Annotated in this window: 11 protein-coding genes; 2 read left to right on the top strand and 9 right to left on the bottom strand. The window is 39.4% G+C overall.

Going from position 1 to position 19,814, the window contains the following annotated elements; all coding sequences use genetic code 11:
• Positions 1 to 13: 13 nt before the first annotated feature.
• The 9 genes from WG989_RS19935 to WG989_RS19895 all read right to left on the bottom strand — a co-directional run bounded on the left by WG989_RS19935 (position 14) and on the right by WG989_RS19895 (position 16,648).
• The gene (locus WG989_RS19935) at positions 14 to 2,368 is read right to left on the bottom strand and encodes an ABC transporter permease (RefSeq protein WP_340431857.1); all 2,355 of its coding nucleotides are present in this window, start codon (positions 2,366 to 2,368) and stop codon (positions 14 to 16) included.
• Between the two features lie 9 nt (positions 2,369 to 2,377).
• Positions 2,378 to 4,756 carry an ABC transporter permease gene (locus WG989_RS19930; RefSeq protein WP_340431856.1) on the bottom strand — a complete coding sequence of 793 codons (2,379 nt, stop codon included), beginning with the start codon at positions 4,754 to 4,756 and terminating at the stop codon, positions 2,378 to 2,380.
• Positions 4,757 to 4,767: 11 nt separating this feature from the next.
• Positions 4,768 to 7,194 (bottom strand): ABC transporter permease, encoded by a 2,427-nt coding sequence (locus WG989_RS19925; protein ID WP_340431855.1) that lies wholly within the window; start codon positions 7,192 to 7,194, stop codon positions 4,768 to 4,770.
• 11 nt (positions 7,195 to 7,205) lie between these two features.
• Positions 7,206 to 9,581 carry an ABC transporter permease gene (locus tag WG989_RS19920; protein ID WP_340431854.1) on the bottom strand — a complete coding sequence of 792 codons (2,376 nt, stop codon included), beginning with the start codon at positions 9,579 to 9,581 and terminating at the stop codon, positions 7,206 to 7,208.
• A gap of 11 nt (positions 9,582 to 9,592) precedes the next feature.
• Entirely contained in the window at positions 9,593 to 12,019 is a 2,427-nt protein-coding gene (locus WG989_RS19915; RefSeq protein ID WP_340431852.1) for an ABC transporter permease, read from the bottom strand.
• 9 nt (positions 12,020 to 12,028) lie between these two features.
• A complete protein-coding gene (locus WG989_RS19910; RefSeq protein WP_340431850.1) occupies positions 12,029 to 14,458 on the bottom strand; it encodes an ABC transporter permease in 2,430 nt (809 codons plus the stop codon).
• Positions 14,459 to 14,531: 73 nt separating this feature from the next.
• Positions 14,532 to 15,209, bottom strand: a complete 678-nt coding sequence (locus tag WG989_RS19905) for an ABC transporter ATP-binding protein (RefSeq protein WP_340431849.1) — start codon at positions 15,207 to 15,209, stop codon at positions 14,532 to 14,534.
• Positions 15,210 to 15,221: 12 nt separating this feature from the next.
• A complete protein-coding gene (locus WG989_RS19900; RefSeq protein WP_340431848.1) occupies positions 15,222 to 15,392 on the bottom strand; it encodes a hypothetical protein in 171 nt (56 codons plus the stop codon).
• A gap of 2 nt (positions 15,393 to 15,394) precedes the next feature.
• Positions 15,395 to 16,648, bottom strand: coding sequence for an efflux RND transporter periplasmic adaptor subunit (locus WG989_RS19895; RefSeq protein WP_340431846.1), 1,254 nt, complete (start codon positions 16,646 to 16,648; stop codon positions 15,395 to 15,397).
• Between the two features lie 334 nt (positions 16,649 to 16,982).
• Between WG989_RS19895 and WG989_RS19890 the strand changes: the two genes are divergently transcribed.
• Entirely contained in the window at positions 16,983 to 18,341 is a 1,359-nt protein-coding gene (locus tag WG989_RS19890; RefSeq protein WP_445298484.1) for a sigma-54-dependent transcriptional regulator, read from the top strand.
• A 46-nt stretch (positions 18,342 to 18,387) separates the two neighbouring features.
• The gene (locus WG989_RS19885) at positions 18,388 to 19,728 is read left to right on the top strand and encodes a sensor histidine kinase (RefSeq protein ID WP_340431843.1); all 1,341 of its coding nucleotides are present in this window, start codon (positions 18,388 to 18,390) and stop codon (positions 19,726 to 19,728) included.
• The last annotated feature ends 86 nt before the right edge of the window (positions 19,729 to 19,814 follow it).

Genomic DNA, 19,814 nt, shown 5'->3' with positions numbered 1-19,814 from the left:
CCTTCTTCTTGGTTTATTCTGTTCTTAAATTTTTAACCGGGTTAGCTGCTGCTGCCTGCATTGATTTATACATGATCGTAAATAAGGCGATGGTGAAAATGGTGCAAAACAGTAGGCACAACAACAACAGATTGATTCCGTCATTGTATGCAAATAAAGTGATGAACACATAACCTGCCATATAACTAACGGGTAATGCAATACTGGCAGAAATAACGATGAGCTTTACAAAACTCCTTGATAATTCTCTGATGATCGCAGGTACGGATGCACCCATTACCTTACGTATGCCGATCTCCTTCACACGCCGTTCTGTATGATAGGTGACAATACCTAACAAACCCATGACAGCGATCACTAACACTACCACGCAAAACATCCCCATGAACCGCATATCTCTTCCGGGGAAATAACGATCATACAGATCTTTTTGATAGTTCGAGAACGCCAACTCTTCATGCGGATGATATTTTTTCCAGATGTTGTTGATCTCACTTTTAAACATTCCATCTTCAACAGCAGTTTTTGTTTTAATACTCAACACATGAAACTGCGATGGGTTGTATTGCAATACCAAGGGCTTTGTTTGAAACTGGTACACATAATAACAGAAATCTTTTACTACACCATGTATTGTAACCTGGCGGCTGTTATTCAAGTGAATCACTTTGCCGATTGCTTCCTGCGGCTTGCCCAAACCAAGCCACGCCAATGCCTGCTCATTTACCAATATAAAATCGGAAATGGAATCGCCGACTGATGAGGGAAGATTTTCACCGGCAATGATCTGCAGATTCATGTTTGCTACAAAATCAGCATCTGCCGCATAATAGCTTGCTTCAATATTTTGTTCCTGGTTATTTTTTTTGATCGCACATTGTGCCGAGCTTCCCCCAAATGGTGTTGAAACCATCCCTACCCGCTCAACTGATCTGTTTGCGGCAATATCATTTTGCAACAAGCGGTGATCTCCACTAAACGAAATATTATAAATATTCTCTCGATTAAAGTTTTCGTTATCTGTCGCCATGTATTTAAACTGGCTGTACAACGTAGCCGTAAGAAAAATAAAAAGAGAAGTTGCTACAAATTGAATAACAACGAGGCTATTTCGTAACCCCATCTTACCAAACGAAGATGGGCTGATTGTTCCCTTCAATACTTTTGCCGGTTGAAAGCTGGAAAGTATTCGTGCCGGAATAAACCCTGCAAGCATGCCGATAAAAACGGCAAATACAATAAACACTCCCCAGATAACTATTTTATTATCTACCTCCCACGTAAACCAGTTTACATAACTGAACTGTTCCATAAGTTTGAGCATAACAAAACCAACCACTAATGCAAGCAATGCAACCAGAATTGCTTCACAAATGAACTGCCACACCAATTGATAACGCAATGCACCTGCTACTTTTCGCACACCTACTTCTTTTGAGCGACTAAGCGAACGGGCCAATGTAAGATTCACATAATTAAACCCTGCCAACAAGAGCAATGCTAATGCAAAACCAAAGTTCACAGACAAGTCAAGCAACGATTCTACATAAGAATTACCACGAAGATCATCAAAGTCGGGAGCAAGTTTGGTGATGTATTGCTTTCGGAATTGAAACTTTTCTTTCTTTGGAAGAGATGCAGCCTGCTTATTTAATTTAGAACCAATGGATGTTAATGCAGCATCAAGATTTTTCTCCTTTACACCAGGTTTCAGTAACACGTAAGTAAAGCCGCTCAATGATGTAAGTGCGGTGTCTTTTGATACTCGTTTATACGTAGCCATTGAAACCATCACATCACTACGTAAATGCGTATTACGTTTATAAGGCTTCAATACTCCTGTTACTGTAAACTCGCCATAGTGGGGATGACTGAGTGCTTTACCAACAGGATCAACAGTTCCAAAAATCGCTTCCGCTTTTTCTTTGGTTAGCACCAATGTGTTTGGCTCAACTGGCCTTGTGCCTTTCTCCAACTGAAATCCAAATATGTCGAAGAAAGCAGGTTCCACATAAATGCTGTTCACATCGATTGTATTTAAACGGTTACTTAACTGCCAGCCAAAATCACGTACCACAAATGTTGATTGCTCAATATAAGGATAGCCTTGTTTTAATTGCTCTGCTGCAGCAACGGGCGATAATGCATATTTTGTTTTTGTACCAACATTGTCTGTTACATCGGTAATGATCCTGAATGTACGATCGGGATAGGGATGAAAATTATCAAACTCATATGCACTCTGTACCTGCATTAAACTGAGTAATGCAAACGGAATGGCAAGCCCAAGCCCTACGATATTGATGAATGAGAATAATTTGTTCTTCCACAAATTGCGCCATGCTACTTTTAGAAAATTCCTGATCATCTGTTTAATTTATTCTGTTCGCAAACTTTTAACGGGATTACTTACTGCTGCTTTTACTACCTGTATGCTTATGGTTAACATTGCAAACATCACGATCAAACTACCTGCAACTGCAAACACCCACCAATCCAATTTAATACGGTAAGCAAAATTTTGTAACCATTGGCTACTTGCATACCATGCAACGGGTATTGCAATTACAACTGCAGCTAATACCAGATTTAAAAAATCTTTTGATAAGAGTCGGGCTACAGAAAGCACGCCGGCACCCAAAACTTTACGGATACCAATTTCTTTTATGCGTTGCTCTGCTGCAAATACTGTGAGGCCAAATAAACCCAAACAACCAACAAAAATTGTTAAACAGGCAAAGAGTAAAATAACAGATGCAGTTCGTTTATCATTGCTATATAACTGATTTATTGATTCATTGAGGAATGCAAACTCAAGCGGGGCTTCCGGTTCATATTTTTTATAAAGTTTTTGAATTTGATTAATAGCTTCTGCAGTTTTGCCGGGAACTGTTTTTACAAACAAATTAAAATAGGGCGCATAAGGTTGATAACGGAAAACAAATGGTTCAATACCTGCACTCAAAGGCTTGAAATGAAAATCTTTTACTACACCAATAATAGTACCCTTGGCACCAAAAAATGTGATACGCTTGCCAATTACATTGCCAACTGTTAAACCCATAAGCTTAACAGCCGTTTCATTTATGATAAAATTGTTTATGGTATCGTTTTCATTTTGAGGTTTAAAATTTTCACCTTTTAATAGCTCCATACCTAATGCAAGGATGAAATCCGGGTCTACATTCGCTTGTGTAATTAAAAACTCTTGTCCCTGTTGCATTCCTTCCCATTCAAAATTTGTTGAGTTGTCAACATTAGCCAAACTCATAGTTGCAGGCGCTGTTGCAGCAATGGTACTTTCGTTATCTAAATCACGTTTCAGCAACGCAACTTTTCCTTTTAACTCATTACCCAACCTTACACGGATAATTTGTTCTGAATTAAAGCCAAGGTCTTTGCTCTGTACAAACTTCAACTGATGATACATAAAGAAAGTACAAATCATCATCGTAACAGAAATACCAAATTGTGCAATCACCAAAACCTGACGAAATCCAACACCTGATGTTACTTCGGGCTTTCCTTTCAATACCTTAATTGGTTTGAATGATGATAAAACGAATGCAGGATAAATACCTGCAATTAATCCAATAAGAATGATGAATAATAAAAAAAAGCTGAAGAGTAAACCGCTGGCGAGATTCATCTCTATACTTCTTCCCGTTAACTCCAGTAGAAAAGGTTGAGCCAATTTTAAAATAGCCACTGCAATAAGTCCTGCAATGGTGGCGATCAAAACAGATTCACTTAAGAATTGAAAAATTAACTGCTTACGGGATGCCCCTGTAACTTTACGCACACCTACTTCCATAGATCGTTTTAATGAACGTGCCGTAGAAAGGTTTACAAAGTTTACACAGGCAATCAGCAACAGCAATAATCCCACACCCAGAAAAATGTTTACATACTTTATGTCACCACGCTTTCCCCAATCAGTGAAGAAATCAAATTTTGAATAGAGGTATTGTTTACTTAAAGGCTGCAATTGTAAAATATCATCGGTATCAGGTTTATAAACCTTTAATTGTTTTGCAAGCTTATTTTCAAAAGCTGTTACGTTTGTACCCGGCTTTAACTGAACATAGGTATGATAATTATTACTCCCCCATTTGTTCGACCATTTATCTATCTTAAATAAAAAAGCAATTGGCAATAAAACATCAAACTGAATACTTGAATTTTCAGGCGGATTTGCCGCAACACCTGCCAGCTTAAAATTCAGATCGCCATTTAATGTAAATATCTGTCCCAGTAGCGAAGGATTGTTTCGCCAGTCTTTACCGAAGTATTTTACGGCTATTTTTTCCGTAATCACAATTTCATCTGTAGCAAGCAAAGCTGTTTTGATATTTCCTTTCAGCAACGGAAAATTGAATACACTAAAAATTGAATTCTCTGTGAGCTGTACATTTTTCTCCTCATATACTTTGTTACCATTTTTTAACAAGCCGCTCCAGTTTCCAAATCGAACAGTATTTTCTAACTCAGGCAAATCCTTTTGCAGTGCCGGTGCCAATGGTCCGGGTGTGGTAGCTGTTAGATATAATTTTCCTGCCTGGTTTTGTTTGTTAGTTATGCGATATGTATTTTTTTCATTGCTGTGAAATAGATCATAGTGTGTTTGTTCCCAGATATACATACTGATGGCGAGACAGCAGGCTATACTCAATGCCAACCCAATAATGTTGATGGAAGAGAAAACTTTATTCTTATAAATATTGCGCCATGCGATCTTGAAGTTAAATTTCAGCATATTGTTCCGGTTTATTCTGTTCGCAAACTTTTTACAGGGTTAGCCACAGCAGCTTTCACGGTGTTATAACAAATAGTGATGAACGCAAACAATAGCGCTATTACTGCCACGAGTATAAACATCCAGATATTTATTTCGATGCGGTAAGCAAATGATTGCAACCACTTATTCATGGCCAGCCATGAAATAGGTGTAGCGATCAATACTGCTATCAGCACCAATACTAAAAACTCTTTTGAAATGAGATAAGAGATGTTCGACACGCCAGCACCCAACACCTTCCTCACACCGATTTCTTTAACCCGCTGTTGAATGATGAGTAATACCATTGCCAGCAAACCCATACAGGATAATACAATTGCAATACACGCAGCAATACTCAACATGATCGACATCATTTTTTCCTGCTTGTACCAGTTGTTGATATTATCGTCCATGAACGACCCCTTGAAATCACGCCCGGGTTCCAGAATGGCCATTTCTTTTTTCACCGCTTCCATCATCGCTACTTTGTTTTGCGCATTGGTTTTAATGAAACAGTAACGTACTCGTTCATTCTTATTCATTACGAGAGCAATCGGCTCTTTTGTTTCACGCATCGAGTACATATGGAAATCCGGAATCACTCCCACAATATTCCAGGCGGGGGAACTACTGTCAACAACTATTTTTTGTCCTGCAATTTGCTTTTCGTTGAATTGTTTCGCTACACTTTCAGTAAGCAATACATGCGGCAAACTATCCGCCGCATAAGAAAGATCAATATCCTTTCCTTCAATTGCTTTAATGTCAAACGTTTTCAGGTAATCATAATCAATGTAGGCCAGATTAGTATTGATCTCTCTGTCTTTATACCCAAAACGGTTGGTTATTTTTGTGGTGATGCCGTCTTTACCTAATCCAATATTCACACTGCTGCCTGTTAAAGAAACAATAGCCGGATTTGATGACAGGCGTGAACGTAGTTTCTCAATATTACTTATCCCTTTTTCCGGTTTATGAAATGGAATTACGATCACATATTCCTTGTTAACACCCAGATCGGCGTTTTGCAAAAACTTAAATTGACTGTAAATAATAAGTGTACTGCTGATCATAATACAGGCTATCACAAACTGCATTACTATCAACGAACTGCGTGCAATACTTTTCCGCTTCAGTGATATTTTTCCTTTGAGTGTTTCCACCACTTTCAACTTCGCCATTAACCAAGAAGGATATCCACCGGCAATGAAGGACACCAGTAATAAAAGACCAAACGTCATTAACAGATAGCCAGGATTCCATAGCAATTCATCCAACGGCATATTCGATGGCGATTGACGTTGAATGATGCCGATAATAATATTTGTGAGAACCAATGAAAATACAAATGCAATACTGCACACAATAAAACTTTCGCTCCACAGCTGTAAAAACAAGCTATCTTTTGCGGCACCCAGGCATTTACGTACACCAATTTCTTTACTTCTTGTAAATGCATTCGCCAGATTGATATTTACAAAATTAAAACACGCTATCAAAATGATCAATAAACTGATTGCCAGCATAGCAACGAGTTCAGCCTTGTTCACTGAGTTTCCAATGTTATTGATCCGTGGTGAAAAATGCACATCTTTCAACGACAGCAAATGTGTGGTGAATACATCTCCCTTTTTATCAGGAACCGCTCCTTCACGTTTTAAACTTGCCGACCACTCTGTCAAATATTTTTGATTGATTGTCCGCAATTGCTGCTCAGCTTGCTGCACGGTGCCTGTTTCCTTCAGCTGAACAAATACAGGATGATGCTGGTTATTCCAGTTTGCTTTGTCTACGGTATAGTCGGGCCGAACTTCAGTGCGAGCCAACGCACCAAATCGAAACGATGAGTTTTTTGGAATATCTTTTACCACTGCCGACACAACCATTTCTTTTAACTCATCACCGAAAGGAGATTTGATCGTTTTTCCAATCGGATCTTCACTGCCAAAAATGATCTCGGCCGTTTTTTCTGTAATGATGATATTGGAAAGATTAGAAAGAGGATTCGCCGCATTCCCTTTTACAACAGGAAATGTAAACATGTGCAAAAAATCTTCATCCACAAGCATTGTGGTGATGTCTACTTCTTTTTCTTTATATAAGACAGCATTACTTCCATGCAAAAAACGGGTAGATCTATCAACGGCAGGCACCTCCGCCTTAAATCGTTCTGCAGCAGGAAAACCAAATGTGTTACCTATTTCATCCCCCTTTGCTTTATGAAATACCTGATAGACCTGGTAGATCTTATCACGGTTCACATGATTTTTATCAAATGTAAATTGACCATAGACCGCCAGTAATACAACAAGACCAATTGTAAACCCAATCACCAAACCAATCAGATTAATGGATGTGTGGAACTTATTCCTGAACAGGCGACGAAATGATAAACTCAAATAATTTTTGAACATGATGTAAGGTTTTATTCTGTCCGTAAACTTTTTACAGGGTTAGCAACGGCGGCTTTAATTGCCTGGAAACTTATACTTAGTAACGCAATAGCAAACGCAGCTAAACCTGCAGCCATAAAAACCCAACCATCCATTGTAATACGGTAAGCAAAATTTTGCAGCCACTTACTCATTGCCCACCAGGCCAAAGGAAAAGCAATAACCCATGCTATAATGATCAACACAATAAACTCCTTCCCTAACAATTGAATAATACCCGAAACAGATGCACCCAGTACCTTACGCACTCCAATTTCCTTTTTTCGAACATTGGATACATGTGCCACCAATCCCAATAAACCCATGCAGGAAATTAAAATAGCAAGACCTGCAAAAAGGCTAAACAAACGGGCTGTTTTATTTTCAGATTTATAGGTTTGATCAAACACAGTATCAAGGAAATTATATTCAAAAGGTTTATCAGGAAAAAATTTCTGCCACAATGCTTTTATCTTTTCAATTCCCAATGAAATATTTCCTGCCTTTAGCTTTATCGCCATTTGTCCTTCCCATCCATCATTTAAAGAAAAGATCATGGGAGCTACTTCAGTTTTTAGATCGGCATGATTATAATCGGCAATAACACCTACCACTTCACCGGTAACGGGAATTTCTTTATACGATCCGTCCGTTTTGTATTGGAATGTATAGTAACCGGTAGCTTTTCCATTAATATTTTTCCACTTGAAATATTTCTTTGCTGATTCATTGATCAGGAAGGATTGCTTATCGGCAGGTAACGCAGAATTCAGCATTCTCCCCTCCGTAAGTTTTATATTGAAGGTGCTGAGATAATCTTCATCAATCGTCAGCCGCATAATACTTGCATCCTTTGCATCTGCAGGTACATAATCACTTACCAGTTTCTGACCTTGTGCAAGACCGCTGCCAGGCAATCCGTAAGCTCTTGTGGCCATTTCAACAGAAGCGATTTTTTTAACTTCCTGTTTGAATATCTCTTTTGTGTTTGCCGGTGCATCTCTTAAATCGAGCGTAAGAATCTGCGAACGTTGATAACCAAGATTTTTATTTTTTACATAATTCAGTTGCTGATATGTAATAAGTGTAGCAGCAATCATGATCATTGATACTGAAAACTGAATGACCACCAACGATTTCCTTAACCAGTATTTTCCTTTGCCGGTTACAAGTTCGCCTTTTAAAACGGTTACAGGCTTGTAAGAAGAAAGTATAAATGCCGGATAAGCACCTGCAATAAGGCTCACTAAAATAAATCCTGCACACAGGTATAAAACATTTTCCGTGTTGAGTATTGATAACAGTGAATACTTTTTATCAAGCAAAGAATTAAAAGCAGGCATACAAAACTGAAGAACAGTTAACGCCACAAGCAATGCCAAAAAGACAAACATAGCTGCTTCCAGAATAAATTGAAGCCGCAGTTGTGTTAAAGATGAACCCAACACTTTCCGCACGCCTACTTCTCTTGATCTCAACCCAGCCCTGGCTGTGGCAAGGTTGATAAAATTAAAACAAGCCAGCGCAAGGATAAATAAACCAATTACCGAAAACACATACACATAGGTTATGGGGCTTGAAGCGATCAATGAAGTTTTCAGATAAATGTCTGCAAGCGGTATCAACTTCATTTTCCACACAAAAGAAGCATTCGGATCGTTTAGCTTTTTAACATAGCCGGGGAATTGAGATTCTATTGCTTTTGTATTGCTGCCGGGGGTCAATAACAAATAAGTCCATACCCCACCGCCCCAATAATTATTAGTAACATCCCACCCCACCAATTCGTTGGCAATGGAATAACCCGCAAGAAAATCAATTTTAAGATGTGCATTGTTGGGCAAGTCTTTCATTACACCTGTTACATGCAGTGAATATTTGTTATCGTACCTTAACTCTTTGCCTATTGGATCAATTCCGGGAAAATATTTTTGAGCGATGGTTTCTGAAATCACAACACCGTATTTCTCTTTCAATGCTGTAGCAGCATTTCCCTTTAACAGCGGAAAGGTGAATACATCGAATACCGTACTATCAGAAAAATAAAAATCGGGTTCATAATAGGCGTTATCAGCAAACTTAATTAACGGATTCACATTCTTCAACCTTACAGCCTTTTCTACCTGTGAAAAATTAGCTTTCATATCAGTAGCTAATTTTCCACCACTGGCCCAATTATTTTCAAATTGCTGTAACAGTACAATACGATCCGCTTTTTGATTAAACCTGTCATAGGTAAGTTCATCCTTCACGTAAATACTGATCAGCAAACACGAAATAATACCAATGGTTAACCCAACCAGGTTGATCAAACTGTAAAGCCTGTTTTTAAAAAGATTACGATACGCAATTTTTAAATAGGTAACCATGATGAAATATTTTATTCAGTTCGTAAACTTTTTACCGGATTAGCAACGGCCGCTTTGATAGCCTGGAAGCTGATGGTAATGACGGCTATACCAATTGCAGCAATACCGGCTAATGCAAATACCCACCATGATAAATTAATGCGATAAGCAAAATCCTCTAACCACTTGTGCATTGTAAACCATGCAACAGGTGTGGCAATTACAAATGCAAGAAGTACCAACCGCAAAAAATCTTTGGACAATAATTGTGTAATGGTGAGTACGCTTGCTCCTAAAACTTTGCGTACTCCAATCTCTTTTGTTCTTGATTCAACCGTGTAAGTAGCTAATCCAAATAATCCAAGACACGCAATAATGATGGCCCACACCGATGCTGTGGTAAACAAGCGGCTGTACTGTTGCTCAGTGATATACTGTTTATTAAAGTTATCATCGGCAAAGAAGTACTCAAATGGATTGTTGATGAAGTAAGACTTAAACAGCTTTTCCAGCCTGGCTACATTTTGCTGTATGTTATCTGAACTTAATCGCACAGTAAAATAAGCACTGTTACTCTGCGGATAGAAAATGATCGGTTCAATTGCCCTTTGCAAACCGGTGTGATGATAATTCTTAACCACACCAACTATCTGCAGCTTACGTTCATCCCACAGTACTTTTGTATTCAATGCATTTTCCACCGATTTAAAGCCAAGCTCTTCGATCGCTTTCTCATTCATCAACACTTTATCGTTATCATTCCATTCAACCATAGTTTCTGCCTGTGTAAACGAGCGCCCGCCGGCCAATCCAATTTGATAGGTATTGAGATAACGATCATCGATCAATGTAAATGAAAACGATTTAAACTCATCTCCTTTTCGTGAGCCCGGCTGAGTGAAACCGGATGTTGCAAAATTGAATCCATTACCCGGCACACTTCCACTCAACGCATAGTCTTTTACAAAACTCTGTTGAGCAATCATATTAACAAAAGCATTTCGTCTGTCCTTATACGTACTGTCACGGCCCACCTGCGGGCCACGGATAACCAACAACTGCTCTGTATTAACATCAAGGTTCTCATTCTGCATATAATTCAACTGCTGGTAAATAAATGCAGTAACGAGCAATAAGCCAATTGAAATAGTAAACTGAAAAACTACCAGCGACTTTCGTAACATGACTCCTTTTGTTGTTTTGATCAGTTTCCCTTTCAATGTTTCAATAGGATTGAAACCGGACAGGCTGAAAGCAGTATAAGCACCGGAAAGCAATGAGCCTGTTATCAGCAGCAGCAATCCGATCATCCAAGTTTTTGTATATAACAACGACGACAACGAAAGTTCTTTTCCAACAATATCATTAAAAAATGGTTGAATAAGTTGCACGATCAATAAACCCAATCCAAATCCAATCAGGTTTACCAATAGCGATTCGCCCAGAAACTGCATCACCAGCGATTGACGGGATGCACCTACTACTTTTCGTACTCCAACTTCACCTGCACGTTTCAATGAATTGGCGGTTGAGAGATTGATATAATTAAACCATGCAATTGCAAGAATCAACAATGCAATGATGCCGAGGATGTACACATATTTCAAGTTGCCGCTTGTTTGATAATAATCGCTGAACGATGCGGGCAAATGCACATTGGCAAATGGCTGCAACCGAAACTGCAATCCATCTTTATCCTTTTTAAGCTGAGTCCTAAGTGTGGTTAATTTTTGCTCCAGTCGTTTATGATCAGCCCCATCACTTAACCGGAAATAGGTATTGATGTATTGTGAATTAAGATTATCCAGCTCAGCCCAATCATTTCCGTTGAGGTTAGCAGGGTTTTTCAAAGTTGCCAACGAAAAAACCATATCAAACCGGATGTCTGAATTCTCTGGAATTTCATAAATGCCTTCCACAACATAGGTTGCCTTACCAAACTGATTGTACAAAGTCAACGATTGACCTATTGGATCATCTTTCGCAAAATATTTTTTTACAGCTGCTTGCGAAAGAAACACAACATTTGATTTTTTAAATGCTGCGGCCTGGCCTTCGATTACTTTAAAACTGAAGAACTCAAAGAAATTACCTTCTGCATAACCAATCTCGGTTTCTCGGAATGGCTCTGCCTTTTCCACATCACGTCGAACAATTCCTTGCCCCGCACCTTCTTCAAATCTGCAATAGTCTTTTATTTCGGGAAAATTTTCTTTTGCCCGTTGTGCCCAACCCGGTTCTACCTGTGGCCATGTTTGCCCTTTTTGATCTTCATTCAACAACCGATAGATCGATGGCAGATCTTTATGAAAACCATTTACGCTCTTCTCAAAACTTACATACTGCAATATCAACAGGAATGCTGCAATACCCATTGCCAAACCGGAAATATTGATGAAACTATACAGCTTGTTGCGCCATAAATTTCTGAAAGCAATTTTAAAATAATTTTTGAGCATACAGATAGTTTATTCAGTGCGTAAACTTTTTACCGGGTTTGTCAATGCTGCTTTCACAGCTTGCGAACTCACGGTAAGGATGGTAATGATCAAGGCAATACCAGCGGCGGCAGCAAATACCCACCAACCAATATTTACCCGATATGCAAAGTTTTGCAACCATTGACTCATGGCCCACCATGCCAGCGGTATGGCAAATACACATGCAAGCAATACCAGCTTTACAAAATCTTTGCTGAGCATTTGCACGATGCTTGAAACAGATGCACCTAATACTTTTCGTACGCCGATCTCTTTGGTACGTTGTTCAGCCATATAGGTTGCGAGACCAAACAATCCAAGACATGCGATCAAAATTGCCAGGAATGAAAAAGAGAATGCCACTTTGCCGATACGCTGCTCATCACGATACATTCTGTCGAACGATTCATCCAGAAAGTTGTATGTAAACGGCATACCGGGTGCCATTTTTTTAAATGTAGTTTCAACCTGCGCCAGTAAATTTTTCATATCTTTTGTTTCCACACGAAAAGCTGTTGCCCATCTGTTATTACCAAGCCTGAAACAAAGTGGACCAACATTTTTTCGCAGCGATTCGTAGTTGAAATTTTTTACTACACCTATTACCGTGTACACTGTTGAATTTTGTCCATCAGATGTGTACAGCTTTTTACCGATCGGATCGCCGGGACCAATTAATGCAGCGGTCGTTTCATTAATGATCAAGGCAGTTGAATCGCCGCCATATTGCTGCGAAAAGTTGCGGCCTTTGATCACTTCCATTCCAAGTGTTGGAATATAATCGTAATCGATTCGCCAGTTCTGCATATTAAAACCATTCTTCTCCGTCATCACTGCTTCCGTTGACCAGGTATTGTCGTTGCGTGATGAATTACTTACTGGCAGAAAGCCGGCAAAAGAAGCAGACTTTACACTACTCAGTTTCGCTACTTCTGCTTTGAATGATTCAGCAGTTGAGCGCCCCATCGATGGATTGTCGATGATCAATACCTGATCTTTATTGAAACCGATCTTTGTTGTTTGGATATAACGAAGTTGTTTGTAAATAACAATCGTACCGGTTATCAACAGAATGGTTGTGAAGAATTGAAATACCACCAATGAACTGCGCAGATTACTTTTTGAAAATCCTGTATTGAGTTTCCCTTTTAATACACTGATGGGTTTGAATGATGAAAGAAAAAACGCCGGATAGCTGCCCGCTACAAGACCTACTGCCACAGGCAACGCCAGTAAGAATAACAGGAAACCGGGTTGTAACAGATCGGTGATATGAAATTCTTTACCGGCCAGGTTATTAAACCAGTTCAATGCAAGCCATGCGCCAAGTATCGCCAGGAGCAAAGCAATAAAACTTGTAAGTGTTGATTCGGCCAAAAACTGACGGATCAAATATTTTTTTTCCGTGCCCAGTACTTTACGGATGCCTACTTCCTTTGCTCTTGATGCTGAACGGGCCGTTGACAAATTCATGAAGTTGATACAGGCGATGAGCAAAATAAATAATGCAACAGCACCAAAAATATAAACGTATTGGATGCTGCCGTTTACGCCCAATTCAACAATACGGTCTGAATGCAGATGAATATCCGTGATGGGCATGATCGAATACGCCAGCTTGTTGCCGGTTTTTTCAAAATCGCTCATGCTTTCGATCTTCATAAACTGCCTTGCCTGCGGCAGTAGGTATTTCTCGATCAACTGCACAAAGTTTTTGTCAAACGCTTTGTAGTCGGCTCCCGGCTGCAAAACAATATAGGTATGGAAATTATGACTCATGAAATTTCCAAAGCCATATTCTACATTATCCATTGATAAGAACAGATCGTAATTGAAATGCGAATTCTTTGGAATATCCTTAATAACCGCCGTTACTTTGTATAATCTGTTCCGCTCATCATTACACTCCATTGTTTTACCCATCGCCGCTTCAACCGATCCAAAATATTTTTTTGCTGTTGATTCGTTAATAACAACAGTATTAGGTTCGTGCAAAGCGGTTTTTGTGTTCCCTGCAATAGCAGGCAATGTAAACACATCAAACAAAGTGGAATCGGCAAATACTACCCGGTCTTCTGTAATGTATACATTCTCTTTCTTGAACAGCTTGGACCCTTCGCTTGCATAGATGCGTGTAAACTGTTCTACTTGCGGATAATCTTTTTTCAACGTGGCGCCCATGGGATCGGAAGTAACTGCCAGGCTCATATCCGTACCACCAAACCGGATATCGGAATGCACACGATAAATGCGGTCAGCTTTTTCATGAAACCGGTCGTAGCTTAACTCGTCAATAATATATAATGTGATCAGAATAAAACAGGCAAGCCCTGATGCCAGTCCGGCAATATTGATGAGTGAAAATGTTTTATTCTTCAGCAGATTTCGCCACGCAATCTTCAGATAATTTTTGAACATAGAAATAAGGTTTAATGATTGGCAGGTAACTGAATAAATGATGGTTAATGGCTAATGAATGAGATCAATACATTTATACCAATATATTTTCGGTAACAGTATGGCCGTCGAGCATTCTGATAATACGGTGACTATACCTTGCATCGTGCTCACTGTGCGTTACCATGATGATGGTTGTTCCCTGTTCATTGAGATCAGTAAGTAATTGCATTACTTCATTTCCGTTTGATGAATCAAGGTTACCGGTCGGTTCATCAGCCAGAATCAACTTGGGGTTATTTACCACTGCACGGGCAACAGCCACACGCTGCTGCTGACCACCGCTCAACTGTTGCGGATAGTGATTACGACGATGCATGATCTGCATTTTATCAAGTACCTCTTCTACTTTTTTCTTACGTTCATCGGCTTTTACATTGCAATAGATCAACGGCAGTTCCACATTTTCATAAACTGTTAATTCATCAATGAGGTTAAAGCTCTGGAACACAAAACCGATGTTCCGTTTGCGGAGATCGGCACGTTTCCGTTCGTTAAACCCGGCCACTTCAATACCGTTGAATAAAAAACTACCACCATCCGGATCATCCAACAAACCCAAAATATTCAACAAGGTAGATTTGCCGCAACCACTCGGGCCCATTACGGCAACAAACTCGCCTTCTTTTACTTCTATTGACAACTTGTTCAACGCAACAGTTTCTACTTCTTCTGTCCGATAAAACTTTTCAAGATTGCTGATCTTTATCATTGATGTGAATTTTTATAATTGAAAATAGTTGAATGGGCCATGTAACAACAAATCGTTGGCAGGCAATTGCTTCATCTCCTTTTTATCAAGATCGCATATACGGGTGTTGTTCAGCATTACCGATGTTGCCGTAAGCAAACAAATGAGTACAGATGCCACTAATAAAATGAATTGCTTCTTCATTATCATTTCTTTAAAATTAATTCCTGCATATTGCCATAGCTTTCATAGCTGCTGGTAACAACTTTATCACCGGGTTTCAAACCGCTCAGCACTTCGTAATAATCAGGATTCTGGCGACCGAGTTGTATATCCACTTTATATGCTGTAGTTCCATTTTCATTTACCTTAAATATCCAGTTACCACCTGTTTGCTGGTAGAAACCGCCCTTGGGTAAAAGAATGGCCTGTGTTTCTTCACTCAGCGCCAACCGCATCTGAAGTGTTTGTCCACGACGGATGCCTTCCGGCACTTTCTCCATAAATTCCATATCAACCTGGAAACGGCCGTTGGTAACCTGTGTGTACACTTTTTTAATTTTCAACTGATACGTTTTACCGGCTACATCACAATTTCCAATTAAACCAACAAAAATGCGGTTGATATAATGTTCATCAATATCAATTCGCACTTTGTATCCACTCATCACATCAATTTGTCCTAATCGTTGTCCTTTATTTTTATTCTCCCCAATTTCTGCATCCAGCGATGTTAACTGTCCATCAACCGGTGCACGAACAATAAGATCGCCTACTTTTTTCCGCATCAACGCCAGTGTACGTTTCATTTGCTGATAACTTTCGCCCATCTGGTCAACCTGCTGCTTCATGCTTGTTACATCTGTTTTCATGATCTGCTCAGTAAGCTTTTTTCGGCGCAACTGGTAATCATACAAATTCTTACTGCTTTGAAATTCCTGCAGGCCAATTACTTTTTGTTCGTATAATTTCTTGTTCAGGTTGTATACACGCTCAGCTTCTTTCAACGCATTGTCAACTTCTGCATCCTGATTTTGCCGGTTGATCGAATTTTGCTCTGCATTATTCTTGCTGATCTGCATTTGCGTCAATACATTAAACACTTGTGTTTCCTGGTTGGCAAGTTGCAATTCAAGATCGGTGTTGGACAAACGAAGAATCGGTTGCCCTTTCGTCATCAAAGTACCATCTTCAACAAATTTTTCTTCTACCCGTCCGCCTTCCATTGCATCAAGATAAATGGTGCTTTCAGGTAACACAACCCCGTTCAACGTAATAAATTCATGAAACGCAGCCGTTTTAATTACGCCGATGGTTATACGCTCTGTATCTACATTCAACTTCGATTTACCCGATGTAAAATATACGCTGGCAGCGATCAACCCCACAATTGCTGTAATGCCCGCAATGGTAAGTATGCGTTTCGTATTCCATTTTTTCTTTTCAATAACTCTGTCCATGTGAAAAAATTCCTTTTTAGTAAACTGTTCTCTTGACGTTCAAAGTTACCCTGATGTTACAACAGGGTAACGTTTGATACCAAAGAAATCAATTGAGAACAGTGACTAACTGACAACACCGTGCCAATAGGCTAATGCATTGGTTTTCATGTAAATTCTCCTGCACATGAATTAAAAGTGTACGGTTTCGATACAACAGGTGTACGATTTTGATACAGTTTTCATTGATCGGCATTTTTGTTGAGAATTAGTTGTCAATACTTTGCGAATATGGTAAACTTGTGGTGGTGAACGTACGGCTATGGATACAAACAGTACGATCGAAACCAAACAAATGAGTTTAAAAAACGCCAGCATATTAATTATCGACGACGACACGGATGTTCTCACTGCTGTACGCCTGTTACTGAAAACAGAAACAAAAGAAGTAGTAACAGAAAAGAATCCGGAGAACATTCGTCACCTGCTTGCCAAGCAATCGTTTGACGCCATATTGCTTGATATGAATTTCAACAGCACCATTCACACGGGCAACGAAGGAATCTATTGGTTGAAAAAGATTAAAGAACTTGATCAATCACCTGCCGTGATCATGATCACAGCGTATGGCGATATTGATCTTGCAGTGCGTTCGTTAAAAGAAGGTGCTTCTGATTTTGTAATCAAGCCCTGGCATAATGAAAAATTGATCACTACCATTAAAGAAGCGATCCGTAAAAGAGACAGCAATAAACAAACTCCTTCAGGAAAATTGCAACCCGTCAACAACAGTAAATTCATGATCGGCGAAAGCGAAGCCATGAAAGATATTTTACTGAAAGTTGAAAAAATTGCACCCACCGATGCCAACGTATTGCTCATGGGCGAAAACGGTACGGGTAAAGACCTGATCGCACAGGCAATTCATCAACAATCGTTACGGGCCAACAAACCATTCATCAAAGTAGATGCGGGTGCATTGACCGAAAGTTTATTTGAAAGCGAATTATTCGGACATAAAAAAGGAGCATTTACCGACGCACGGGAAGACCGCATCGGACGATTTGAAGCAGCACATGGGGGAACGCTGTTTTTAGATGAGATCGGGAATATCAGTTTACAACAACAGGCCAAGTTATTGTCTGCGCTACAAAACCGACAGATCATTCGACTTGGAACGAATGAACCGATCGCTGTTGATATACGATTGATCTGTGCTACCAATCTTCCATTAACAGAACTGGCAAATGAAAGCCGTTTCCGGAAAGACCTGGTGTATCGCATCAACACAGTTGAAATCATGTTACCTCCTTTGCGCAAACGAAAAGACGATATTCCGTTGCTTGCAAAACATTATGCTACGCTTTATGCAGAGAAATATATTAAGCCGCATATTGAGTTCGATAAAAAAGCCATTGAGAAATTGATGGATCATCCGTTTCCGGGTAATGTGCGTGAACTGCAATACAGTATTGAACGTGCGGTGATCATGGCCGAAGGCGAAACACTTTCTGCCGACGATTTAATTTTTTCACCCATTGAAACAGCACGTATTGAAGCAGCAGACGAAACCGAAACAAAACTGAGCAATGTTGAGAAAAGCACGATTCTTCGTGTAATTGAAAAACATCATGGCAATATTACAAAAGCTGCCAAAGAATTGGGTTTAACAAGAACGGCATTGTACAGGAGGCTTACAAAGTATGATATTTAAAACCCCTTCTGCTCCTATTTAGACAAATAAAGAGTAAGGATCAATTATGTTTAGAAGATACGAATGGCGATTAGTGATACGACTGCTGTTACTGTTTCTAGTAATGTTTGCAGCTACATGGTTGTTACTGAAAGAATATTATCTCTATGCTGCATTTCTTACACCTTTACTAGCTTATCAGTTTTACGATCTGTTTCTGCTGCTGAAAAAAGCACAGGATGAAGTAAAAGATTTCGCAGAGTCGGTTCACTACCGTGATTTTTCCCGCTTTTTTAATGTAAAAAAAGCGCCGGCCGAATTGCAGGTGTTGCGGGAAGGATTCAATGAGATCAACAGTACATTTAAAGTGATCAGCCGGGAAAAAGAAACGCAATATGTGTACCTGCAAAAAATTCTAGAGTTAGTTGAAACAGGTATTCTCTCTTATAACATCAAGACCGGTGAAATTACATGGATGAATGAATCGTTTAAAAAAATGATGAGCATTCCTTACCTCAAAACCATTCATTCATTAGCAAAACGGGATGAACAACTTTACCAGGAAGTAATTGCCATTAAAACAGGCGACAGCAAACTCACAAAAGCGTCCAGCGATAAAGCACAGTTTAAAGTATTGCTTTCGGCAACTGCTTTTCAAACCGGTGATGAAGTTTTTAAACTCATCGCTTTTCAAAATGTTGATGAAGCCTTGGATGAAACCGAAGCTGAAGCATGGCGTAAACTATTGAGTGTAATGACGCATGAGATCATGAACTCTGTTGCTCCTATTTCATCGTTGGCTGATACATTGAAGAACCGATTGCATCAAGGTATGAGTCAACTCAAAGAAAGCGATAGTTCATTGGATGATCTGGCGATCGGAATTGAAACTATCAAACGCAGAAGCGAAGGTTTGCTGAAGTTTGCAGAAACGTATCGTAACCTCAACAAGATCACAACACTCAACAGTAAAAAAATATTGGTGCGGGATTTGTTCGAAAATCTCAACCAACTAATGTTGCCCACCTTGGAACAAAAAAATATTGAGCTGGATATTATTCTAAAAGATCCGGCCATTACGTTGGATGCAGATATTAATCTACTGGAACAAGTGCTCATTAATTTGCTGGTAAATGCGATTGAAGCCGTGAAAGAAAAACCATCAGCACAAATTCTCTTATCGGCATACCATACTCCAGCCGGCAAAACGGTTATTAAAGTTGCTGACAATGGCAGCGGCATGAGTGAAGAGATCATTGATAAAATATTTATACCCTTCTTCAGTACACGTAAAACAGGAAGCGGTATTGGCCTCAGTCTTTGTAAACAAATTATGCTGCTCCACAAAGGAAATATACATGTACAAAGTAAAGAAGGAGAAGGCAGTTCGTTTTTGCTGACGTTCTAAAGATGCATTGCAATTCGCAAATGAATTTTCAACAGATACGCAAGAAGCCTGTCGCATGTGACAGGCTTCTTGTATTATATTCCTTT

This window comes from Lacibacter sp. H407, from assembly GCF_037892605.1.
In the GTDB taxonomy this organism is placed as follows: Bacteria; Bacteroidota; Bacteroidia; order Chitinophagales; family Chitinophagaceae; genus Lacibacter.
Note: the sequence above shows the minus strand (reverse complement) of the source record. Positions and strands in the feature narration are given on the sequence as shown.